Annotated in this window: 21 protein-coding genes; 12 read left to right on the top strand and 9 right to left on the bottom strand. The window is 64.3% G+C overall.

The window, feature by feature from the left end; translation table 11 throughout:
• Nucleotides 1–141: 141 nt before the first annotated feature.
• Nucleotides 142–1,338 (bottom strand): hypothetical protein, encoded by a 1,197-nt coding sequence (locus ACU4E7_RS00330; RefSeq protein WP_012112594.1) that lies wholly within the window; start codon nucleotides 1,336–1,338, stop codon nucleotides 142–144.
• 495 nt (nucleotides 1,339–1,833) lie between these two features.
• Here ACU4E7_RS00330 and ACU4E7_RS00325 point away from each other — a divergent pair, with 495 nt between their 5' ends.
• A complete protein-coding gene (locus ACU4E7_RS00325) occupies nucleotides 1,834–2,778 on the top strand; it encodes a hypothetical protein (RefSeq protein WP_447020238.1) in 945 nt (314 codons plus the stop codon).
• A 436-nt stretch (nucleotides 2,779–3,214) separates the two neighbouring features.
• Here ACU4E7_RS00325 and ACU4E7_RS00320 read toward each other — a convergent pair whose 3' ends face one another.
• Nucleotides 3,215–3,913 carry a hypothetical protein gene (locus ACU4E7_RS00320; RefSeq protein ID WP_447020237.1) on the bottom strand — a complete coding sequence of 233 codons (699 nt, stop codon included), beginning with the start codon at nucleotides 3,911–3,913 and terminating at the stop codon, nucleotides 3,215–3,217.
• 388 nt (nucleotides 3,914–4,301) lie between these two features.
• On the opposite strand from ACU4E7_RS00320, the gene trbB reads away from it, so the two are divergent.
• From trbB to ACU4E7_RS00265, 11 genes are read left to right on the top strand one after another with little or no spacing between them, the layout of a single operon-like run.
• A complete protein-coding gene (gene trbB, locus ACU4E7_RS00315; protein WP_238123827.1) occupies nucleotides 4,302–5,288 on the top strand; it encodes a P-type conjugative transfer ATPase TrbB in 987 nt (328 codons plus the stop codon).
• Between the two features lie 29 nt (nucleotides 5,289–5,317).
• A complete protein-coding gene (locus ACU4E7_RS00310; protein ID WP_238123856.1) occupies nucleotides 5,318–5,617 on the top strand; it encodes a TrbC/VirB2 family protein in 300 nt (99 codons plus the stop codon).
• Nucleotides 5,617–5,889, top strand: coding sequence for a VirB3 family type IV secretion system protein (locus ACU4E7_RS00305; RefSeq protein WP_238123828.1), 273 nt, complete (start codon nucleotides 5,617–5,619; stop codon nucleotides 5,887–5,889). Before ACU4E7_RS00310 ends, ACU4E7_RS00305 begins: the two co-directional genes overlap by 1 nt.
• Nucleotides 5,890–5,903: 14 nt before the next feature.
• Nucleotides 5,904–8,333: a conjugal transfer protein TrbE gene (gene trbE / locus ACU4E7_RS00300; protein ID WP_238123829.1), complete on the top strand. Its 2,430-nt coding sequence runs from the start codon at nucleotides 5,904–5,906 to the stop codon at nucleotides 8,331–8,333.
• Nucleotides 8,330–9,064 carry a P-type conjugative transfer protein TrbJ gene (gene trbJ / locus ACU4E7_RS00295; RefSeq protein WP_238123830.1) on the top strand — a complete coding sequence of 245 codons (735 nt, stop codon included), beginning with the start codon at nucleotides 8,330–8,332 and terminating at the stop codon, nucleotides 9,062–9,064. Before trbE ends, trbJ begins: the two co-directional genes overlap by 4 nt.
• Nucleotides 9,065–9,073: 9 nt before the next feature.
• Nucleotides 9,074–9,334: a putative entry exclusion protein TrbK-alt gene (gene trbK-alt / locus ACU4E7_RS00290; RefSeq protein WP_238123831.1), complete on the top strand. Its 261-nt coding sequence runs from the start codon at nucleotides 9,074–9,076 to the stop codon at nucleotides 9,332–9,334.
• Complete coding sequence (gene trbL / locus ACU4E7_RS00285) at nucleotides 9,331–10,638, top strand: P-type conjugative transfer protein TrbL (protein WP_238123832.1); 1,308 nt, start codon at nucleotides 9,331–9,333, stop codon at nucleotides 10,636–10,638. Before trbK-alt ends, trbL begins: the two co-directional genes overlap by 4 nt.
• Nucleotides 10,635–11,324: a conjugal transfer protein TrbF gene (gene trbF / locus ACU4E7_RS00280; RefSeq protein WP_238123833.1), complete on the top strand. Its 690-nt coding sequence runs from the start codon at nucleotides 10,635–10,637 to the stop codon at nucleotides 11,322–11,324. Before trbL ends, trbF begins: the two co-directional genes overlap by 4 nt.
• A complete protein-coding gene (trbG, locus tag ACU4E7_RS00275) occupies nucleotides 11,321–12,373 on the top strand; it encodes a P-type conjugative transfer protein TrbG (RefSeq protein WP_238123834.1) in 1,053 nt (350 codons plus the stop codon). Before trbF ends, trbG begins: the two co-directional genes overlap by 4 nt.
• Nucleotides 12,370–13,617, top strand: a complete 1,248-nt coding sequence (locus tag ACU4E7_RS00270) for a TrbI/VirB10 family protein (protein ID WP_238123835.1) — start codon at nucleotides 12,370–12,372, stop codon at nucleotides 13,615–13,617. Before trbG ends, ACU4E7_RS00270 begins: the two co-directional genes overlap by 4 nt.
• Before the next feature lies 1 nt (nucleotide 13,618).
• Nucleotides 13,619–13,840, top strand: coding sequence for a DUF2274 domain-containing protein (locus ACU4E7_RS00265; RefSeq protein WP_012112629.1), 222 nt, complete (start codon nucleotides 13,619–13,621; stop codon nucleotides 13,838–13,840).
• Nucleotides 13,841–13,862: 22 nt separating this feature from the next.
• On the opposite strand, the gene ACU4E7_RS00260 is transcribed toward ACU4E7_RS00265, so the two are convergent.
• The 7 genes from ACU4E7_RS00260 to ACU4E7_RS00230 all read right to left on the bottom strand — a co-directional run bounded on the left by ACU4E7_RS00260 (nucleotide 13,863) and on the right by ACU4E7_RS00230 (nucleotide 20,709).
• Complete coding sequence (locus tag ACU4E7_RS00260; protein WP_012112630.1) at nucleotides 13,863–14,780, bottom strand: LysR family transcriptional regulator; 918 nt, start codon at nucleotides 14,778–14,780, stop codon at nucleotides 13,863–13,865.
• Nucleotides 14,781–14,899: 119 nt separating this feature from the next.
• Complete coding sequence (locus ACU4E7_RS00255; protein WP_238123836.1) at nucleotides 14,900–17,407, bottom strand: heavy metal translocating P-type ATPase; 2,508 nt, start codon at nucleotides 17,405–17,407, stop codon at nucleotides 14,900–14,902.
• Nucleotides 17,408–17,929: 522 nt separating this feature from the next.
• Nucleotides 17,930–18,244, bottom strand: a complete 315-nt coding sequence (locus ACU4E7_RS00250; RefSeq protein ID WP_393990513.1) for a TFIIB-type zinc ribbon-containing protein — start codon at nucleotides 18,242–18,244, stop codon at nucleotides 17,930–17,932.
• A 526-nt stretch (nucleotides 18,245–18,770) separates the two neighbouring features.
• A complete protein-coding gene (locus ACU4E7_RS00245) occupies nucleotides 18,771–19,232 on the bottom strand; it encodes a hypothetical protein (protein WP_198139188.1) in 462 nt (153 codons plus the stop codon).
• 94 nt (nucleotides 19,233–19,326) lie between these two features.
• Nucleotides 19,327–19,578, bottom strand: a complete 252-nt coding sequence (locus tag ACU4E7_RS00240) for a hypothetical protein (protein ID WP_238123837.1) — start codon at nucleotides 19,576–19,578, stop codon at nucleotides 19,327–19,329.
• A 421-nt stretch (nucleotides 19,579–19,999) separates the two neighbouring features.
• Entirely contained in the window at nucleotides 20,000–20,302 is a 303-nt protein-coding gene (locus tag ACU4E7_RS00235; protein ID WP_238123838.1) for a hypothetical protein, read from the bottom strand.
• 11 nt (nucleotides 20,303–20,313) lie between these two features.
• Complete coding sequence (locus ACU4E7_RS00230; RefSeq protein WP_012112635.1) at nucleotides 20,314–20,709, bottom strand: hypothetical protein; 396 nt, start codon at nucleotides 20,707–20,709, stop codon at nucleotides 20,314–20,316.
• Nucleotides 20,710–20,723: the final 14 nt, after the last annotated feature.

Raw genomic sequence — 20,723 nt, 5'->3', positions numbered from 1 at the left:
CGGAGAACCTCTCTCTCAACTTCGAACCCGTCACGAAGCACGGCGCCACCCTCTTCCTCTGAGGGCAGCGCCGCAAAGCCGATGATCCGGAACAACGCAAAGCCGGAGACACGGCAATCCCCATCTCCGGCTTTGCGGATCTCAGGGAGCGCGATCGAGGAGCTTCTTCGCCCGCGCCTCCAGATCGAGACGGGCGTCCTGGTGCGGCTTGTCCCGCGCCACGGCGGTGATGCCCTGCACGAAGTCGAAGATGCTCTCGGGCTTGCGCCCCTCCTCGGCGAGCACGGTCTCGATCACCTTCTGCGTCTCCGCCTTGGAGAAGCCCTTGCGGCGCAGGAACTTGGTGCGGTCCTCGTCGCTGCGCGCTACGATGCGCTCGCGGGCCGCCCTGATGCCGTTGACGAAGGGCATGGGGGAGGAGTTGGCAAAGCGCTCCAGGGCCGGCGCGGCCTGATGGGCGAAGCGGGATGCGGCATACTTCGAGTGGCGGATGGTGATCTCCTCGAAATCCTCCACGCCCCACAGGTTCCGGTTCTGGCAGACCGCCCTGAGATAGAAGCTCGCGATGCCCAACGTCTTGGCGCCCACCTCTGAGTTCCAGCAATAGAAGCCGCGGAAGAACAGGTCGGGGGAGCCGTCCGGGAGCCGCCCGGCCTCGATGGGGTTGAGATCGTCCACCAGGAAGAGGAAGACGTCCCGGTCGGAGGCGTAGAGCGTGGTCGTGTCCTTCGTGATATCGACGCGGGGATTGTAGATGCCGGTCGACCAGTCGAGCACGCCAGGCACTTTCCAACGGGTGTCCCCGGTGCCGTTGCCGGCGATACGGCGCACGGCGTCCACCAGCTCATGGTCATAGATGCGGCCATAGTCGGGGCCGGTCACAGCCCGGAGCTCGACGCGGCCGTCCTCCACCTCCAGTGTCTTCACCTGTTCGGCGCGGTGCGTGAGCAGGCCGTGCTGCAGGTTGATGCCGGCGAGCGGCGCCGGAAGCTGGCGCAGATAGGAGGCCGGCGCGCCGATGAGGCTCGCAAGCTGGCCGAAGCTCCAGTGGGTCGGCGCAACCGGAGCCTCCGCCCCGGGCAGCGTGAGCGTCAGCCGGTCTGGCACCTCGCGGCTCGCCTCGACGCGGATGGCGGCGCTCTCCACGGTGCGCGTCCGGCTCCGGTCGGACCGACCGCGCACCGCGCCATACAGCTCAGACAGGGACAGATAACGCTCGTCCGCCGGCCGGGAAAACCACTCGGAGGACACACGGCCGTTCCGCTCGCCGCGGCTCGCATCCACCTTGTAACCGCCGGCCGCTTCCCGGCCCGCATCTAAAACCTCAACCTCAGTCATGGGACTAAACTCCACGACGGGCGCCGGGAGCCTCTCTCCCTGCCCTCAACCCGTCACGGAAATCCGCTCCAACCTCTCACTCTCGATCGCGCGGATGAGGGGCTCAACCTCCCCACCCCAAAAACGCGTCGCTCCGATGGATGGCATCCCGCCGCATTGACGCGAGAGAGGGCGATGCTGCCATTACCTCTGGAGTGCGCCAGAAGCAGAAGTTCGCTGCGGTGAGGACGAAGGGCCGGTTTGGGGCCGAGAGTAGCCTGTCTGTTCGTAATCTACGGCGCGCGAAAGCGGACATCGCCACGAGTGAGTGTTGCGGAAGCCGAGGCCTCACCTGCGGTGAGGTCGGTAGTCATCAACTGGCCGCGACCCTTCGTTCACCACACTGGCAAGAGTACGTTCGGGAGATAGTGGCTGCTACTTTATCAGAGTGCTTCTTTCGGTGAGCAAATTGGGCTTGTATGATGTGCGACCTAGACGGTTTGACGATCCACCTTAATGCCGTTCGCAACGCCAAGTCTCGTTTACCTCGATCAAAACGCTTGGGTGACTCTCGCCAGAGGTTCCTGGGACAAGGAGCGGTATCCAGCAGAGCATGCCGCGTTGACCAAGGTAGTGGAAATGGTTCGCTCGGGATCTATCAAGGTGCCGCTCAGCTTCACCAACCTCTACGAGACCCAGAAGATCAACGTTCCCGAGCGTCGGACCGCCATGGCGCTCGCCCAGTCGGTGATTAGCGGCGGCGTCGTATTCCGTGGTCGCCGCCGCATCCTCGGTGAGTCCTTAAAAGCCTATCTCGCCGAGAAGAGCGGAGTATCCCACCCGGATCCGCCGGCCGGCTGGTTCCTGTCAGACCTATGGTTCGAGGCGGCGGGCGACTACTCACCGGAGAGCTACGGCTTCCAGATGTCGAACCGCGTCATAGAGCTCATCCGCCAGGATCCCGGCCGCGCGCTGTTTGACTACCTAGCCTTCAGCGAAGAGGCGGTCAGGCTTGAGGCCGTGCGGCGCTATAGCGCCGGATCGATCGACCTCATCGCCCGTCTGGAGGGCCGTCGCGCACTGGTTGCCGGGGAGCCGCTCGCGCTTCGCAAAAGGGCCTATGGCGCCAGACTGATCATCGACGAGCTCGACTTCATCTTCGCGACGGCGCACAGCCTTGGCCTCGGATGGTCGACGGTCGCAGACATCGGATCCTCTCTGGTTCGCAGCATGTTGGTCGACGTACCGGTCCTGAACATCGAGCGGGAGCTGGTCATTCGCCTTGACGACCAAGCGCGCGACATCAACGAGAACGACTTGCGCGACATGATGTCATTCATCACGGTGATCCCGTTTGCCGACGTCGTTGTCGCCGAGAAGCCGTTCGTGAACCTAGCGCGGCAGGCCCGGCTCGGTGAAACCTATGGGACCGAACTGCTGACGTCGGTGTTCGACCTGTAACTCATATTCGAACTGCTGGCCTACGCCGGCAAATCCTCCGCCGGCAATCTGATCGGGCAGCAACGACGTAAGGCAGGTCCGATTGTTCGAGCATACGGCGAATACCACGCACCGACCTGGGCCGAACTTTTCGAACGCGTCATTGGCGGCATGGGTCATCCGATCGAGCAGTTCGCGCTCCTGCGTCTGCCGGTAAACGTGGAACACCGCAAACGCCTGTGCTGTCCCCTCTCGCCACAAGCGCGCCGAGTGTTGCCCGAATTGGCGCTTCGAAGAATGCCGCTGTCACATCCCCGATTGCATCCTCGACACACGCGCCGGTGCTAACCGGCACGGCGTCCAGCAGAGTGAGCCCCATCGTCGTCCAGCTGTTGCCCGCTCGCGGCCGCAGCCGGACGACACGGCTGCAAGCTACTTCACTCCCCCAGTGGCGTCACTAGGCTCCCAAGCTACGGCAGCACTTGGCGATCACCGTCGCCAGTTCGGTTGGCCGTTCGGGTTCGAGGAAGCGCGGCCGACCATCACGTGCCGGTATAAACTGCGGCAGCGGGTTGATCGTCATCGATGCATGCAGGTCCATCTCGATTGAGGCTGCAACAATCGCTTCCATGGCCACACCGTAGCCTTCGGCAATCGCCTGATTCTCCCTTGCCAGCTTGGCGATTTGGCTGTTCAGCGCGTCGCCATTGGCCATCGTCTCCGACTTGGCGTGCACCAAGCGGTTGCGGAGCCCCTGGAGCGATCGCAACGCATTGTGGGTAAGTCGGCCGGCTGGGATCTCGTGCTTAGCCACTAGCAGCGGGACCATCCGCCACTTGGACAGGAAATCGACCTTGTCGAGCCCCTCGACTACCAGTTCGGGCAGGTGCCAGGCAGCATAGTCGTAGATCGCCGCTTCGAGGCACATGCCAGCGAATACGATACACCGGACCGAGGCCGCTAACTGCCGGTCTTCCAGCCGTCTGAGCGCCGCCTCCTCGTTGCTCCACCGCTCGGTCGCTGTCGGGATTACTCGTCGCTCGGCCGCAAGCACCACGCACTCGACGAACGCCTCCTCTGCGATGCCGTAGTAGAACGCCTGCTTGGCGCCGACGCGGCCCCCTTCGGGCGTGATGATCTTGCGTATGTCCTCCATGGTCGTCTCCTCTGGGGCATCCACGCCCCAATGTGACACGTCAAGTCGAAAACTGCCCGACCACTACATCCCCAAAGTCGGCTGTTCCCACCCCAGCGCCGAGCGAGATGAACGAACGACGGCTTTCGGGATCGCGCCGTTCGGCCGCGAACGGCCGAGATGGCGGCGCAAAGCCGACGTCGCTGCAAGCGACGTCGAGGGGCCTCTATGGGTCAACAGCGCTATTTTCCTGACCACGGTGATGTCAGAGCTATTGGCCCTTTTGCCTGTCTTTTCACGCCACACTGCGATGGCTCATTCCTGTTGTTGAATCTCCCCCAATTCCCCCTTCTTTAATCATCCCCGTCCGGGAAGCCCTTGCATCGCGCCCGGCCACGGCGGGGATGACATGGCGGCTTCAGCTTACAGTTCGGAAGGCCTGACGCGCGGCGTGCGTATGTTGCGCACCGCACTCGGCCCGGTGATCTCCCGTCTTCTCGATGATCCCACTGTCGTCGAGGTCATGCTCAATCCGGACGGTCGCCTCTGGGTTGACCGGCTGTCCGAAGGCCTCGGCGCTACGGGCGAGCGGCTATCACCCTCTGACGGCGAGCGCATCATCCGCCTCGTCGCGCACCATATCGGGGCTGAGGTCCATGCCGGTGCCCCGCGGCTCTCCGCCGAGCTGCCCAGGACGGGAGAACGCTTCGAGGGACTGCTCCCGCCCGTCGTAGCGGCTCCAACCTTCGCCATCCGCAAGCCCGCCGTCGCCGTGTTCACGCTCGACGACTACGTGGCCTCCGACATTATGTCTGCGGCGCAAGCCGAGGCCCTACGCAAGGGCGTGGCATCCCGCGCCAACATCCTGGTGGCGGGCGGCACCTCCACCGGCAAGACCACCCTTACCAATGCCCTCCTCGCCGAGGTGGCCAAGACCTCCGAGCGTGTCATCCTGATCGAGGACACACGTGAGCTTCAGTGCGCTGCGCCCAATCTCGTAGCTCTGCGCACCAAGGACGGCGTCGCCTCGCTCTCGGATCTGATCCGCTCGTCGCTCCGCATGCGTCCGGACCGCATTCCCATCGGCGAGGTGCGCGGTGCGGAAGCCCTGGACCTGCTGAAGGCGTGGGGCACGGGCCATCCCGGTGGGATCGGCACCATTCACGCCGGCAGCGCTATGGGCGCCCTGCGACGGCTCGAGCAGCTCATCCAGGAAGCCGTCGTCAGCGTCCCCCGCGCACTGCTCGCCGAGACCATCAACCTGATCGCCGTGCTGTCGGGCCGCGGTGCCGCACGCCGGCTCACCGAACTCGCCCACGTCGAAGGGCTTGGCCCTGACGGTGACTACCGGATCTCGCCCGCGATCTCTCCCACCGAAGAAGGAACCTCCCTGTGAAGACAAGCTTTGTCTCTCGCCATCGCCGCCTGCTGCGAACCGCCGTGGTGGTCGTCGCCTTCGCCTGCGCGGTATCCGCTGCCCATGCCTCTGGTTCTTCCATGCCGTGGGAGACACCGTTGCAGTCGATCCTGGAGTCCATCCAGGGGCCGGTGGCCAAGATCGTGGCGGTGATCATCATCATCTCGACCGGCTTGGCGCTCGCCTTCGGCGACACCTCGGGCGGGTTCCGACGGCTGATCCAGATCGTGTTCGGCCTCTCCATCGCCTTCGCCGCCTCCAGCTTCTTCCTTTCCTTCTTCTCCTTCAGCGGCGGGGCGCTGGTCTGATGGCGAGCGATGCGGGCGAGGTGCCGGGGTTCTCCGTTCCGGTCCACCGAGCGCTCAGTGAGCCGATCCTGCTCGGCGGCGCGCCGCGGGCGCTGGCCATCTTCAACGGCACGCTCGCCGGCGCCGTCGGACTGGGGCTCCGGCTCTGGCTCGTGGGCCTTGCCCTCTGGGCGATCGGCCACCTCGCCGCCGTCTGGGCTGGCAAGCGCGATCCGCTCTTCGTCGACGTGGTGCGCCGGCATCTGCGCATCCCCTCCCACCTGTCAGTCTGAGGAGGGGACGCACCATGATGAACCTTGCCGAGTATCGCGGACACGGGAGCCGGCTCGCAGACTATCTGCCTTGGGCGGCCCTGGTCGGCCCTGGCACCATCCTCAACAAGGACGGCAGCTTCCAGCGCACCGCGCGCTTCCGCGGGCCGGACCTCGATTCCGCGGTGCCTGCTGAGCTGGTGGCGGTGGCGGGTCGCCTCAACAGCACCTTCCGCCGCCTCGGCTCCGGCTGGGCACTGTTCGTGGAAGCCCAGCGGCACGAGGCGGGAGCCTATCCCGAGAGCCTGTTTCCCGATCCTGCTTCCGCGTTGGTGGATGCCGAGCGGAAGGCCGGGTTCGCCGAGGCCGGAATCCATTTCGAGTCGAGCTACTTTCTCACCTTCGCTTGGCTCCCCCCGGCGGAGGATGCCGCGCGGGCGGAGAGCTGGCTCTATGAGGGGCGTGGGGACGAGGGTGTCGATCCCCGCGAAGCATTAGATGGCTTCGTCGATCGCACGGACCGCGTCCTGAGGCTGGTCGAAGCCTTCATGCCTGAGTGTCGCTGGCTCGATGACACGGAGACCCTGACCTATCTGCACGGATGTGTCTCGACCCGGCACCAGCGGGTGCGTGTCCCCGAAACGCCCATGTATCTGGACGCGCTCCTCGCCGATCAGCCACTGACCGGCGGGCTCGAGCCCATGCTCGGGGACCAGCACCTGCGCGTGCTCACTATCGTCGGCTTTCCCACGGCAACCACGCCCGGGATCCTCGACGATCTCAACCGGCTGGCCTTTCCCTATCGCTGGTCAACCCGCGCCATCCTCCTCGACAAGACCGACGCCACCAGGCTCCTCACGAAGATCCGCCGGCAGTGGTTCGCCAAGCGCAAGTCCATCGCCGCCATCCTTAAGGAGGTGATGACCAACGAAGCGTCGGTACTGGTGGATTCGGATGCCGCCAACAAGGCGGAGGACGCAGATCTCGCCTTGCAGGAGCTCGGCGCCGACCATGCCGGCATCGCCTATGTCACCGCCACAGTGACGGTCTGGGACGCCGATCCCCGCATCGCGGACGAGAAGCTCCGGCAGGTGGAGAAGGTGATCCAGGGCCGGGACTTCACGGCCATGGTGGAGACCCTCAATGCAGTGGAGGCCTGGCTGGGCAGCCTGCCGGGACACGTCTACGCCAATGTCCGCCAGCCGCCCGTCTCCACCCTCAACCTCGCCCACATGATCCCTCTCTCCGCAGTCTGGGCGGGCGACGAGCAGGACACGCATTTTGCCGCGCCGCCGCTGTTCTACGGCAAGACGGAAGGCGCCACCCCCTTCCGCTTCTCCCTCCATGTGGGGGATGTGGGCCACACGTTGGTGGCGGGGCCGACCGGCGCCGGCAAGTCGGTGCTGCTGTCACTCATGGCGCTGCAGTTCCGGCGCTATGCCGGAGCCCAGGTGTTCGCCTTCGACTTCGGCGGCAGCATCCGGGCGGCGGCCCTCACCATGGGCGGCGACTGGCATGATCTCGGTGGAGGTCTCGCGGAGGACAGCATCGCCCTCCAGCCGCTATCACGCGTGGACGAGCTGCGCGAGCGAACTTGGGCGGCCGACTGGATCGTGGCGATCCTCGCCCGCGAAGGTGTCTCCACTGCCCCGGAGGTGAAGGAGCACATCTGGTCGGCGCTCTCCTCGCTCGCCTCCGCTCCCATCGAAGAGCGGACGCTCACCGGCCTTGCCGTCCTTCTCCAGTCCAATGCCCTCAAGCAGGCGCTGCGCCCCTATTGCATCGGCGGTGCCCATGGCCGGCTGCTTGATGCCGAGACCGAACATCTGGGGCAGGCCTCCGTCCAGGCCTTCGAGACCGAGGGGCTGATCGGCACCAGCGCCGCCCCGGCGGTGCTCTCCTATCTCTTCCACCGCATCGAGGACCGGCTCGACGGGTCTCCCACCCTCCTCATCATCGACGAGGGGTGGCTCGCCCTCGATGACCACGGCTTCGCCGGGCAGTTGCGGGAATGGCTCAAGACCCTGCGCAAGAAGAACGCCAGCGTGGTGTTCGCCACGCAGTCTCTGTCCGATATCGATGGCTCGGCCATCGCCCCCGCCATCATCGAGAGCAGCCAGACCAGGCTACTTCTCCCGAACGAGCGGGCGGTGGAACCCCAGATCACGGCTATCTACCGCCGCTTCGGCCTTAACGACCGACAGATCGAGATCCTCGCCCGGGCGACGCCAAAGCGGGACTATTACTGCCAATCCCGGCGCGGCAACCGCCTCTTTGAGCTCGGGCTCTCGCAGGTGGCGCTCGCTTTATGCGCCACTTCATCCAAGACCGACCAGGCTGCGCTCTCGCAGGTGTTGGCCGAGCACGGGGGCGATGGCTTCCTCGCCGCCTGGCTGCGGTACCGCGGCCTCGGCTGGGCGGCCGACCTCATCCCCACCCTCGACAATCTGGAGACACCCTCATGATCCGCCACTCTTTGCGGGCGGCGCTCGTCTCCGCGCCGCTCCTCTTATGCCCGCTGGCGCCGGCTGCCGCGCAGTACGTCGTCTACGACCCCTCCAACTATGCCCAGAACGTCCTTCAGGCCGCTCGGGCGCTGCAGCAGGTCACCAACCAGATCACCTCCCTGCAGAACGAAGCACAGATGCTGATCAACCAGGCCCGCAACCTCGCGAGTCTGCCATACTCCTCCCTCAGCGCGCTCCAGCAGTCCGCCCAGCGTACCCAGCAACTGCTCGGGCAGGCCCAGAAGATCGCCTATGACGTCAGCGCCATCGATCAGGCCTTCCAGAGTCAATACGGCTCCGTCTCCCTGAGCACTTCGGATGCACAACTCGTCTCCCAGGCGAAGACGCGGTGGGAGACCACGCTCGCCGGCCTTCAGGATGCGATGCGGGTGCAGGCCGGTGTCGTCGGCAATCTCGACACCAACCGGACGCAGTCCTCCACATTGGTGGACCAGAGCCAGGCGGCAACCGGCGCGCTGCAGGCCATGCAGGCCGGCAACCAGCTTCAGGCGCTCCAGGCCCAGCAGCTCTCCGACCTCACCGCCGTGGTCACGGCCAACGGCCGAGCGCAGGCTCTGTCGGAAGCCGAGCGGGCAACTGCGGTGTCGGAAGGGCAGGAGCGCTACCGGCGCTTCTCCACCGGGTCGAGCTATCAGCCCGCCGCCGTCACCATGTTCCACGGCAAGTGAGGCGTGGCCATGGACCGGGACACCGCGCTTCGAACCCTCATCGTCGCCGGCCTCGTGGGCGCAGTGCTGGCTGCGCTCGCTGCCGCCGCAGGTCGACGACCGGAGCCCAACGTCGTCGCAAGAGGGAGGATCGCGCCCGTCTCGTCGGTAGATCTCAAGAGCTGCGCCCAGATCGAGACGGCCGACCCCATCGATCCGCGCTGCGCCGCGCTCTGGGAGCAGAACCGCCGCCGCTTCTTCGGCGAGTCCGTTGAGGGAGTGATCCGATGAACGACGTAGGGGTCATCGACACCTTCCTCAACACCTTCACCAGCTACATCGATTCCGGCTTCGGCCTGATCAAGGGAGACGTGACGGGCCTCTCTTCCATTCTGATCGCCCTCGACATCACGCTCGCCGGCCTGTTCTGGGCCTGGGGTGCCGACGAGGATGTGATGCGCCGGCTGGTCAAGAAGACCCTCGCCATCGGCTTCTTCGCCTGGATCATCGGCAACTTCAATTCCCTGGCCCAGATCGCCTTCGAGAGCTTCGCCGGGCTCGGCCTCAAGGCCGGCGGGTCGACCATCAGCACGGCGGACTTCCTGCGGCCGGGGCGTCTTGCGGAAGTGGGGCTCTCGGCCGGCCAGCCGCTGCTCGATGCGGCAAGCCAGCTCACCGGGCCAGTGGCGATCTTCGTCAATGCCGTGCAGATCGCCGTGCTGCTGATCTCTTGGCTCCTGATCCTGATCGCCTTCTTCATCCTGGCGGTGCAGCTCTTCGTCACCCTTATCGAGTTCAAGCTGACGACGCTGGTGGGCTTCGTGCTCATCCCCTTCGCTTTCTTCGGCAAGACCGCCTTCCTCGCCGAGAAGGTGCTCGGCAATATCGTCGCCTCGGGCGTGAAAGTGATGGTGCTTGCCGTCATCGTCGGCATTGGCTCAACGCTGTTTTCCCAATTCGCCTCCAGTTATGGCGATGCCCAGCCGACCATCAGCCAGGCCCTGTCCGCTGTCCTGGCCGCGCTGGCGCTCTTGGGCCTCGGCATCTTCGGTCCCGGAATCGCGACGGGACTGATCACGGGCGCGCCCCAGCTCGGGGCCGGCGCTGCCGTGGGGGCCGGGCTTGCCGCGGGTGGTGTCGCGCTCGCAGGCCTCGGTGCCGCGGGCCTCGCCGCTCGCGGGGCTGGCGCGGCACTCTCCGCGACCGCTGCCGCCGCACAAGCGGGGGCGGGTCTCGCTGGAAGTGCGGCATCCGCGTACGGCGCCGGCGCTGCTGGCCAGTCGGGTCTTTCCGGTGTCGCAGGTGGCCTTGGCGGCATGGCGAGGGCGGCCGGTGCGGCAGCGACATCTCCCCTGAGGCGCTCCGCTGACGCAGCTGGCGAGACGGCATCCGCCGCCGCCGGCCCGAGTTCCGCGCCGTCGAGCGCTCCTGCTCCGACCGCCACCTCCACCAGTGATGCCCCCGATTGGGCCCGGCACATGCGGCGCTCCCAGCAGATGTCCCATGGGGTCCAGGCCGCCACTCATGCGGTGCGGTCCGGCGACAGCCATGGCGGCGGATCGTCCATCTCCCTCTCTGAAAGCGATCGTCCATGACCCCGTTCAAGCGACCTGCGGTTCATTACGGCCGCGCACCCGAGCCCGAGACGCCCTATCAGCGCGCGGCTCAGGTCTGGGACAATCGCATCGGTTCCGCCCGGGTCCAGGCGAAGAACTGGCGCCTCATGGCCTTCGGCTGCCTTGCCCTCTCGGCCGGCCTCTCTGGCGCCTTGGCCTGGCAGGCCCTGAGCGGCTCGGTGGTGCCGTGGGTCGTGCAGGTGGACAAGCTCGGACAGGCGCAAGCCGTGGCGCCCGCCGCCGCGGACTTCCGCCCGTCCGATCCCCAGATCGCCTTCCACCTCGCCCGCTTCATCGAGGAGGTGCGCGGTATCTCCGCCGATCCTGTCATCGTGCGGCAGAACTGGCTGAGGGCTTACGCCTACACGACCCAGGCCGGCGCCATCGCCCTCAACGATTACGCCCGCGCCGACGATCCCTTCGCCCGGGTCGGCAAGCAGCAGGTGGTGGTGGAGGTCTCGAGCGTGATCCGCGCCTCGCCGGAGTCCTTCCGCATCGCCTGGACTGAGCGCCGTTACCAGGACGGCAGCCTCGCCGACACCGCCCGCTGGAGCGCCATCCTCACCGTCGTGGTGCAGGCGCCGCGGGATGCCGAGCGCCTACGAGCCAATCCCCTCGGGATCTACGTCAACGCCATCAACTGGTCGAAGGAGCTCGCCCAATGACGCCTGCCATCCGTACATCCGCGAGGCCGGCGCGCCGTGGCCTCTCTTTTCCGGCTTTCCGTAAGTCCGGCTTGCCGCTTCTGCTGCTTTGCACGTCTGCGCTCGCCGGCTGCGCCACCTTCGAGAAGCCGCCCGAGATCGCCTATGACGATGCACCGCCTGCCGTCTTCAAGGCCGAGCCGCCGGGGCCGGTGCGTATTGTCGAGCTGCCGAAGCCTCTGCCTCTACCGGGCCAATTGAAGCCGGTGGGCAGGGACGGGAAGGCGGAACCGGAGCCGGCCGATCCGCAGGCCCGCGTCAAGCAGGCCAATGCGGCCGCCCGCGTTCAGCCGGTACGCAATGGCTTCATCAATTCCATGCAGGTCTATCCCTTCGTGGAGGGTGCCCTCTATCAGGTCTATGCCGCGCCTGGGCAGGTCACCGACATCGCACTACAGCCCGGTGAGCAACTGGTGGGCTCGGGGCCGGTGGCCGCCGGCGATACGGTGCGCTGGATCATCGGCGACACTGAGAGCGGAGCAGGGGCTGCCAAGCAGGTCCATATCCTGGTGAAGCCGACGCGGCCCGACCTCACCACCAACCTCGTCATCAACACCAATCTGCGCACCTATCACATGGAGCTGCGCTCCACCGAGAAGACCTACATGGCCTCGGTCTCCTGGCAATATCCCCAGGACCAGCTCATCGCCCTGCGGCGTCAGAATGCCGAGGCCCAGGCGGTACAGCCCGCCGCCACCGGCATCGACCTCACGCGGGTGAACTTCCGCTACGAGGTCTCGGGCGACCGGGCGCCGTGGCGGCCGCTGCGGGCCTTCGACGACGGCCAGCAGGTGTTCATCGAGTTTCCGCGCGGCATCGGCCAGGGCGAGATGCCGCCGCTCTTCGTGGTGGGCCCCGAGGGCGACACCTCCGAGCTCGTGAACTATCGCGTGCGCGGCACCTACATGATCGTCGATCGCCTCTTCGCCGCAGCCGAGCTGCGCTTTGGCGCCGACAAGGACCAGAAGCGTGTGCGCATCTCCCGCACCGACGGGAGACCTGTCCTATGAACGGCATCGACCCCGGGAAGGAGAAAAGGCCGGGGCGAACCGGCGACGACGGCGCTCGGCCGCTGGCGGGGGAGGCGGCTGCGGCCATGCGGCTGAGACCGGAGCCGCCGCGGGTGACCCGCCTTTCCCGCAAGGTGTTGGCCGGGTTGGGGCTCGTCGCGGGCCTTGGGATCGGCGGCGCGCTGATCTACGCCCTCCAGGCCCGCAAGGACCACGGGCCGGGCCAGGAGCTCTACGCCACCGACGTCAAGGCGACGCCCGACGGGCTCGCCGGCTTGCCGAAGGATTACACCAGCATCCCGAAGCTGGGGCCGCCGCTGCCCGGCGACCTCGGCCGGCCCATCCTCAATGCGCAGACTGCGGCGCAACCGCCGATGCCGACTATGGCAGGCATGCCCAATCCTGCCCTCAGTCCCGATGAGCAGCGCCAGCAGCAGGAAAGCGAGGCGGCGCGGACGGGACGGCTGTTCGCCCAGACCAACTCGCGGCCTGCGAGCACCGTCGTGGCGCAACAGGTGGATGCGGCCTCGGTGACCACTGCGGCGTCTGTCCCCGACCTCGCATCCCTCGGCCTTGGTCCGCAAGCGGCGACACCAACGGCCCAGGAGCGGCAGCTCGCCTTCCTTAACCAGGCAGTCGACCGGCGCACCGTGTCGCCAGATCGCGTCGCGGCTCCGGCCTCGCCCAATAGCCTGCAGGCCGGCGCGGTCATTCCCGCAGCGCTGATCACCGGCATCCGCTCCGATCTGCCGGGTCAGATCACCGCCCAGGTCACTGAGAACGTCCATGACAGCCCGACCGGCCGGATCCTCCTGATCCCCCAGGGCACCCGCATCATTGGCCAGTACGACAATGGCGTAGGTTTCGGACAGCGCCGGGTGCTGCTCGTCTGGAACCGCCTCATCTTCCCCAATGGCCGCTCCATCGTGCTGGAGCGCCAGCCCGGAGCTGACGTTGAGGGCTATGCCGGGCTCGAAGATGGCGTCGACTATCACTGGGGCGAGCTATTCAAGGCGGCAGCGCTCTCCACCATCCTGAGCGTCGGGGCGAGTGCTGGCACGTCAGGCAGCGATAGCGACCTCGCTAGCGCTCTACGCGAGGGAGCTTCCGACAGCATCAGCCAGACTGGCCGCCAGATCGTCCAGCGCCAGCTCAACATCGCACCGACGCTCACCGTCCGGCCGGGATATCCGGTGCGGGTCATCGTCACGCGCGACCTCGTTCTCGAACCCTATGGAGGCTGACATGCCGAAGCTGAAGCTCAGCGAGATCCTCGACGAGAAGCCGGTGAAGGTGACCGTCGAACTGCCGGCGAAGCTGCATCGCGATCTTGTCGCCTATGCACGGGTGCTGGGCGGAGAGACAGGAAGCCCAATCGCAGACCCGCTCAAGCTGATCGTGCCCATGCTGGAGCGCTTCATTGTGACGGACCGCGGCTTTATGAGAGTACGTCGCGCAGCCCGGTGAAGCATTGTGTTTTTCATTTCAGTCAGCTTCGATCCGAGTGCTGAGCCATGCTTCGAGCAAGACTGAGCAGCGCCCGAAATGCGGGATTGTCGTTTCGTCGCGAGAAGAGCACCGAGAAGGGTAGAGTTTCGCCCGCGATAGGACGGTAGACGACACCTGGGACCGAGATCACGGTTTCAGACTGGGTGGCGGGCGCCACCCCGCGCCCCGACGCCACAAGTCCCAACAAGCTGGAGCGGCCTATCCGTTGTGCATTGATGAGCGGGCGACGACCGAGAACAGCTAAGCGCCTTCTGAGATATTCCCGCACCTCGCCCCCTGAACCTTCGATCCGCACAAGAAATCTCTCATCAACGAGATCCTGCCATGTGACCTCTTCATTGCGAGTCAATGGATGGCCTTCCGGAAAGGCGATAAAGACCGTCTCGGTCCAAAGATGAAGAGAGTCGCATTCCGCCCACTGGAATCGACCGATGACGAATGCCGCGTCGATGTCAAAGCTCCGAATGGAGGCAGCGTGTTCATTGGCCTCGGCGTCAACAAATTCGATATGTACGCTTGAATGATGTACATCATACGCGCGAAACAGATCTCCCATAAAACCAGAAGCCAGGGTTGAGAAAATGCCTATCCTTAAGATCCCGTTTTCCGAACGTCCAATTGCCGCGACCTCTTCCCAGCCTTTCTGAAGTTGCACAAGTGCCTGACGTGCGCGGTGAAGAAAGCATTGTCCTGCCAACGTAAGAGTCACACCACTGGGGTGCCGGAGAAATAACGAGGCCCCGAGCTGATCCTCCAGGTCTCGCACCGATCGGCTGACCGTCGATTCCTGCAAACCCAGCACCTCCGCAGCGCGCCGAAGGCTTCCTGCCTCTGCAGCGGTGATAAAATGACGTAAATGTCTCATGCTCCCGGAGGTTTTTGGCGGATTATTATTCATTGATCAGACATCCACAAAAAATTACTATATAATATAATTTTACATATTCCTGTTTTCAACGCGATTCGCGTATAATTTTATCACGTTAATTATAGTATTTCAATATTTGATATACGTATTCAGTCCCCTGGATCGCTGTATCTCAACAGGCGCAAGGCATTGAATACGACCACAAGCGTGGAGCCTTCGTGCGCTGCGACGGCAGGTCCGATGCCCAGGCCGAAAATAGTTGCGGGAACCAGCAAGGCCACAACGCCGAGGCTGATGAACACGTTTTGCAGGATGATCGCGCGGGTGTGGCGGCTGAGCCCGACCGCAAAAGGCAGGTGCCTCAGATCATCGGCCATGAGCGCGACATCTGCTGTTTCCAAGGCTACGTCGGAGCCGGCGGCACCCATTGCGATACCGACTGTGGCATTGGCCATGGCCGGTGCGTCGTTCACTCCGTCGCCGACCATCGCGACCTTCGCCTCATCTCGCAGCGCCTGGACGGCCTTGACCTTGCCTTCGGGCATCAGGTCGCCCCAAGCTTCGTCCACGCCCACATCCCGGCCGATGGCTTGCGCCACCTTCTGGTGGTCGCCGGATATCATGATCATCCGCGTCATGCCGAGTTTGCGGAGACGCTTCAGCGCGAACTTTGCTTCAGGCCTCAGGGCATCCATCAGGCCGATAGCGCCCAGGTCCCGGTCTCCAAGCCGCACGATCATCGTGGTGCGGCCTTCTTCCCTTAGCTTCTCAATCGCCTGAGCCATCACGGGGCTCAGAGGTGCCACGCCTTCGCCCCCGAACATCTCCGCTTTGCCGATCCATGCGCGCTGGCCAGCGAACGTCGCGGTCACCCCACGTCCGATCAGGTTTTCGAGATCACTCGCCTCACCGATGTCACGCCCTTCGAGCCGCTTGCGCCCGTCGCGGGCGATGGCAGCGGCGAGAGGATGGTCGCTGAGAGCCTCTACTGCCACGGCCACAATGAGTAGGTCCTCAACGGAAACACCGGGGGCAGGGATCACGTCGGTGATCTGCGGTCTGCCTTCCGTCAATGTTCCGGTCTTGTCGAAAGCGATGGCTTGGAGGGAGCCGAGATTCTCCAACGGCGCGCCTCCCTTCACCAGCACGCCGCCGCGTGCGGCCCGTGCAACACCCGAGAGCACGGCACTCGGGGTGGCAATGGCGAGTGCGCAGGGGCTCGCCGCAACCAGGACAGCCATCGCACGGTAGAAGCTGGCACTGAAGGGTTCGTCCACCACCACCCACGCAAACAGCAGCAGGACGGCAAGTCCCAGGACTATTGGCACGAAGACCCGCTCAAACTTCTCGGTGAAGCGTTGTGTCGGGGATTTTTGGGTCTCCGCCTCACTCACCATTTTCACGACCTTGGCGAGCGCCGTGTCTTCCGACAGGCGAGTGACCTCTACCTCAATCGCTCCCGCGCCGTTGATTGTTCCAGCGAAGACGCGCGAGCTGGCCCCAACAGCATCCGGGCGCTCGCGTGCTTCCGCCACATCCTCTACCGGGCGCTTGTCCACGGGAATGCTCTCACCCGTGACCGGGGCCTGGTTGATGGCGGAGGAGCCCGTCACGACAAAGCCGTCCGCTGGCAACCGCGCGTTGGGTCGCACGATCACCACATCGCCGATCAGGAGATCCTCGACAGGCAGTTCGATGCTTCCCCCATCGCGCCGGACGATTGCGGTTCGCGGCGCAAGTTCCGCCAGCGCAGCGATGGCCTGCTTCGCGCGGCCCATGGCATAATGCTCCAGCGCATGGCCGAGACTGAACAGGAAGAGCAGCAGCGCACCTTCAGCAAATGCCCCGAGCGACGCCGCGCCTGCGGCTGCCACGAGCATGAGGGAATCGATCTCGAACTTGCGCAGGCGCAGGTTGTCCACAGCCTCCCGCACCGTGTAGAAGCCGCCGAAGACGTATGCTGCGATGAAACAGGCGTCGGGAAGCCAGCCCGGAGCAGCGGTAATCAGGTTTGCGATGGCAACACCGATCGCCAGCAGCGCGCCGCAGGCCAGGGAAAAGATCAACTCTGTATTGGGCCCGAGAAAGCCGCCATGAGCATGGTCATGCTCAGCCTCTGCGTCCCCATGCTTAGCGTTGGCATGCTCATGACTGCCTGCACCGTGTTCGTGGTCAGGGCGGGAATCCAGCTTTGCATGCTGGCTCCCCGCGGCAGGGTCTCCCACTACGGTGACTTCCATTTCAGCGAGGGCTTTTCTGATCTCATCCTCTGTTGCCGTCTCGCGGTCGAATTCAATACGCACGACGCCGGAAGCGCTCGCTTCCACTTCCAGCACGCCGGGCAGCCTGCGCAGGCTTTCGGCAACGGTGCGCGCGCGCCGTTCGTGGGTAATCCCGTCCACCTGCCAGCTCGCGTGGCCGAACCGTGCGGTAAGGCGCGCTCCGGCACCTTCGGCCAATTCCCGAATGCGGGACAAAGCTATGACCGCCGCGTCGTAGTGAACGCAAAGCTGGGCCGGTTCTCCGGCAGCGACATGCACATACGCAATGCCCTCGCGTCCCTGCAGCTCGGAAATCAGCCGGGCCACACAGGCGTCGGCAGCATCGCGCACCTTCGGCAGCAGGATCGGAATGTCCAATCGAAGCTTTTCAGTCATGCTCTTGAGACCTCATATTTTTCCGTATATATTTCACATCTCAAATACAAGTAAGTGTCGCATCATATTTATTTTCATAATTTTATATAAATTCTTATTTTTCTGGTGAGATGGATTTTAAAAAATATAAATTAAAATGTTATTAAATAGTGGATCTGCCGTTACATTATGACGAATGCTCGTGAGCGATATCGTTATTCAGATTGATTGTGAAAATAATTGAATGTGGCGGATCGACGATCATTCTGCCGTTCTGAATATATATCGTATGTTGTAAATACAGTTCACTCGCGTCTCGCGCGACCTCGCGAGGGCTGCTCGTATTGGTCCGTCAAGGGGGCGGTTATCGACGAAGCTCACTTCCCAAACCAAGTCCTCCAACACCGCGTCGAGTTCGTAGGAGAGCGTTTCCACGCTCTCCTGCTCGTTAAAGGTTGGCACGACGGCCCGCAGCTCCGGCGCCACATACGCCGGCAAGTGCTTGGAAGTGCACGACAGGGCGCGTTGCCCACGCATCGTACGCTAATCGAAGAGGCGGCCAAGAAAACCACGCTTGTGCCCGCCGTGCTCGCGCGAACTGCCGTGTGAATCGTGACTCGAACCGTGATGCTTCGAACCGTGAGCGCCTGGGGCTGGCGAATAGCCGCCTGGGGTCTGCCCCCACGGCATCGGCGCGCTGGGCTGCCCGGCCGTCGAACTCGGAGGCGCATTGGTGGGCGTGCTCGACGTCACCGTCGCAATGCTTCTTTCTACAATCCTGTCCAATTCTCCACGATCAAGCCAGATTCCGCGGCATCTCGGGCAATAGTCGATCTCGACGTTCTGCCGCTCGGTCATGACAAGATCGGTGCGGCAGACAGGGCAAAGCAGCCCCTGAGCTGAAGGTTCAATCATTGTTACGCTCCGCAGTTTGTCTTCCGGTTTTCGGGGGGGCGCCGGAGCCTGACCCATCTAGTTACTAGAGAGGCAAGACAGATCGTCGCCGAATTGAACCAATTCGCAGCGTCTTCGTGATGGGGTCCTCTGCTGGAGAAGAACTGCATCGTGAGTGTTTCGTGGAGAGGGAGAGGGAGAGGGAGAGGGAGTGGGAGTGGGAGAAATGAAGTCGTTGCGTCCCCGCGAGTCCCCGAGCCGTGGCGCTATCCAGGCGCAGATCGGATCGGCCAAGTTTTGCAAAGAGATCGGAATGTCCAGACGATGCCTCAGTGTCATCATCTGGGATCTCTCTCTCACGCTGCCCCTCCAAAGCGGAGCAGGCCTTTCCGGCGTGACGGGCGCGAAATCTCCAGCTCTTGACGTGTAGACGGTTAGAGCTTCCGAAGCGGATTGCGAGGCGGCGAAGCCACCCATAATCGAAGACACATCAAAAATCCTTCTCGATCAAAGGAATCGATCCCTTGAGCTGGCTGATCGCCATTTGCAGCTTTGATGTAATCGTCCTGAAAAACATTCCGCTCTGTCGGCACTTTTGGAAATTTTCTTCGGTTTTATGTTTCAGCGCCTCGCCAGTCGCCTGTCCGATGGAACTCATCTCGAGCCACGCCTGATCTATATCGATGCCGACCGAACGGGCGGAAGCGTCCGCCGCGCGCAGGACCTTCTGGGCTTCCGCGAAGCTGAGCGTCGGCTTAAATCTGGGGTCCGACTGCTCCTCAGCTGCCTCCGTGCAGGCCCGGATGGCAAAATACATTGCGTAGAGGAACTTCAGGTGCGCCGTGGCCTGCGCCCGTAGGTCCGCAGGAGCCGGCTGAGTGGCGGAACTGGCTGCCGCCCACGCCGGCGCCACGTCGGAAGCGCCTGCGGTGACCGCAAGGAGCGTGGCCAAGACCAAAAATATCCTCATGCTTTGATCTCGCAGCTGTTGGTCATCCAAGGGTGAGAGGGGCGGAGGACGCCCCTCTCGGTTCATGCCTTCGGCATTACTGCTGCGCGCCGGAGGCGGTGCTGATCGTCCTGCCCGTCGAGTTGCCCGTGGTGCTCTGGGCATCGGTTGGCTGAAGCCGCGGCGGCCTCACTCCGCTTTCGGCCCGTCCGCTTGGATAGTTGTTCTTCTGGGCGTCGAAGAATTCGTGCCGCTCCTGCTCCTCTGCGCTCAGCGTCGAGGAATAGGGCTCGGCCGAAGCCACGACCGGGAGAAGGGCGAAACCCAGGGCGATGACGTAACGCTTCATGATTGAACCTCGAATGTTGGATATCGTCTTGAACTGTTCATGTCGTTTCAACATTCAGGCTCGGGGTGGAGGCGGATCCACCTCCGGGGCGACGCCTCTCATCATGCGCTCCCCGCGCAACCACATGCCCCTCGAATCCCACCGGACCGGCCAGCTTGACGCCGCCGTCACGGCGAGATGCGGGCAGGCATGGCACTCGCACCGCACCAGCGCGCAGACCGGCTGCCCGGAGGACGAATCCCGTTCCTCGTGATGCGCAGAATCGGTCAGGCTCGCGCCGGCCACAGGCTGCGCATAAAGGCCATCGCCGATGCCGAGCGGCGCCAGGCACACCCCCACCGCGAGCAGGAGACGCAGCAGGGCAAGTCGTAGCAGCCTGCTCATCTGATCGCTCGCGCCAGCCGGTTGAGTGCTCGCGTCTTCATTGAGACGCGCCTCGTAGTGGACTCTGGTCGACCGGAGGCCGGCTGTCTTGCGCAGCCATGCTCGTACTGTCCTTGTTCCCATTCATGTCATTGCGACCAGCCGCGTTAGTGAGCGTGCTGCGACCGTGGGGAGCGGGATGGGACAGACCCAACTGCACGTCACGGAACTCGTGGCGCTGCTTCTCGCGGTAGGTCTTCGGCTGCGGGTCGAGCGCAAAGGCGGCGCTTGCCGGCAGCGTGAGAGCGGCGAGAGTGCTGAGCAGCACGATACGCTGCCGTAGGATGCGTGTTCCAGCCATGGGACCTCTCCTTAGTGGGTGGTGAACTTGGCCTGGCCGGATTTTCCGGCGGCGGTCTTGAGCACCAGCGTGACGGCGGTGCCGGCCGCGATGGGCGCGCCCGCCTCGCCGACGAGGGTCTCGCCCGCAGGCTTCAGCGCGACCGTCTGGCGCGCGCCGCCGAGGACCAGCATGGCCGAGCCGGTGAAGCCGGCGGTGTCCACGCCCTTTCCAGCGCCGTCGAGCACATGAACCGTCAGCGTCTTGCCCGAAACCTCGATTTCGGCGTGCACGCCCGCGATATCCTCCAGCGCGCCGCCGTGGGGTCCCTTCTGGGCGCCGTGGGCGTGGCCGCTTTCGGCGGGGGCCTGGGCGAGCGCGGGGGCCGCGGCCAGAAGGCTGGCCGCGATGATGAGAGGCTTCAACATGACTTGGTCTCCGT

The sequence above is a fragment of the Xanthobacter sp. ZOL 2024 genome, assembly GCF_052932325.1.
The sequence above is the reverse complement of the archived record's forward strand: the minus strand, read 5'-3'. Positions and strand labels throughout refer to the sequence as shown.

Bases quoted from the DNA above. Each gene is read 5' to 3' on its own strand.
- trbE (WP_238123829.1), top strand. From the start codon at position 5,904: ATGATGAACCTTGCCGAGTATCGCGGACACGGGAGCCGGCTCGCAGAC.
- ACU4E7_RS00250 (WP_393990513.1), bottom strand. From the start codon at position 18,244: ATGACCGAGCGGCAGAACGTCGAGATCGACTATTGCCCGAGATGCCGC.
- trbG (WP_238123834.1), top strand. From the start codon at position 11,321: ATGACGCCTGCCATCCGTACATCCGCGAGGCCGGCGCGCCGTGGCCTC.
- trbB (WP_238123827.1), top strand. From the start codon at position 4,302: ATGGCGGCTTCAGCTTACAGTTCGGAAGGCCTGACGCGCGGCGTGCGT.
- ACU4E7_RS00320 (WP_447020237.1), bottom strand. From the start codon at position 3,913: ATGGAGGACATACGCAAGATCATCACGCCCGAAGGGGGCCGCGTCGGC.
- ACU4E7_RS00325 (WP_447020238.1), top strand. From the start codon at position 1,834: ATGCCGTTCGCAACGCCAAGTCTCGTTTACCTCGATCAAAACGCTTGG.
- ACU4E7_RS00240 (WP_238123837.1), bottom strand. From the start codon at position 19,578: ATGAAGCGTTACGTCATCGCCCTGGGTTTCGCCCTTCTCCCGGTCGTG.
- ACU4E7_RS00255 (WP_238123836.1), bottom strand. From the start codon at position 17,407: ATGACTGAAAAGCTTCGATTGGACATTCCGATCCTGCTGCCGAAGGTG.
- ACU4E7_RS00265 (WP_012112629.1), top strand. From the start codon at position 13,619: ATGCCGAAGCTGAAGCTCAGCGAGATCCTCGACGAGAAGCCGGTGAAG.
- ACU4E7_RS00260 (WP_012112630.1), bottom strand. From the start codon at position 14,780: ATGAATAATAATCCGCCAAAAACCTCCGGGAGCATGAGACATTTACGT.
- ACU4E7_RS00305 (WP_238123828.1), top strand. From the start codon at position 5,617: ATGGCGAGCGATGCGGGCGAGGTGCCGGGGTTCTCCGTTCCGGTCCAC.
- trbK-alt (WP_238123831.1), top strand. From the start codon at position 9,074: ATGGACCGGGACACCGCGCTTCGAACCCTCATCGTCGCCGGCCTCGTG.
- ACU4E7_RS00270 (WP_238123835.1), top strand. From the start codon at position 12,370: ATGAACGGCATCGACCCCGGGAAGGAGAAAAGGCCGGGGCGAACCGGC.
- ACU4E7_RS00235 (WP_238123838.1), bottom strand. From the start codon at position 20,302: ATGGCTGGAACACGCATCCTACGGCAGCGTATCGTGCTGCTCAGCACT.
- ACU4E7_RS00230 (WP_012112635.1), bottom strand. From the start codon at position 20,709: ATGTTGAAGCCTCTCATCATCGCGGCCAGCCTTCTGGCCGCGGCCCCC.
- ACU4E7_RS00330 (WP_012112594.1), bottom strand. From the start codon at position 1,338: ATGACTGAGGTTGAGGTTTTAGATGCGGGCCGGGAAGCGGCCGGCGGT.
- trbL (WP_238123832.1), top strand. From the start codon at position 9,331: ATGAACGACGTAGGGGTCATCGACACCTTCCTCAACACCTTCACCAGC.
- trbJ (WP_238123830.1), top strand. From the start codon at position 8,330: ATGATCCGCCACTCTTTGCGGGCGGCGCTCGTCTCCGCGCCGCTCCTC.
- trbF (WP_238123833.1), top strand. From the start codon at position 10,635: ATGACCCCGTTCAAGCGACCTGCGGTTCATTACGGCCGCGCACCCGAG.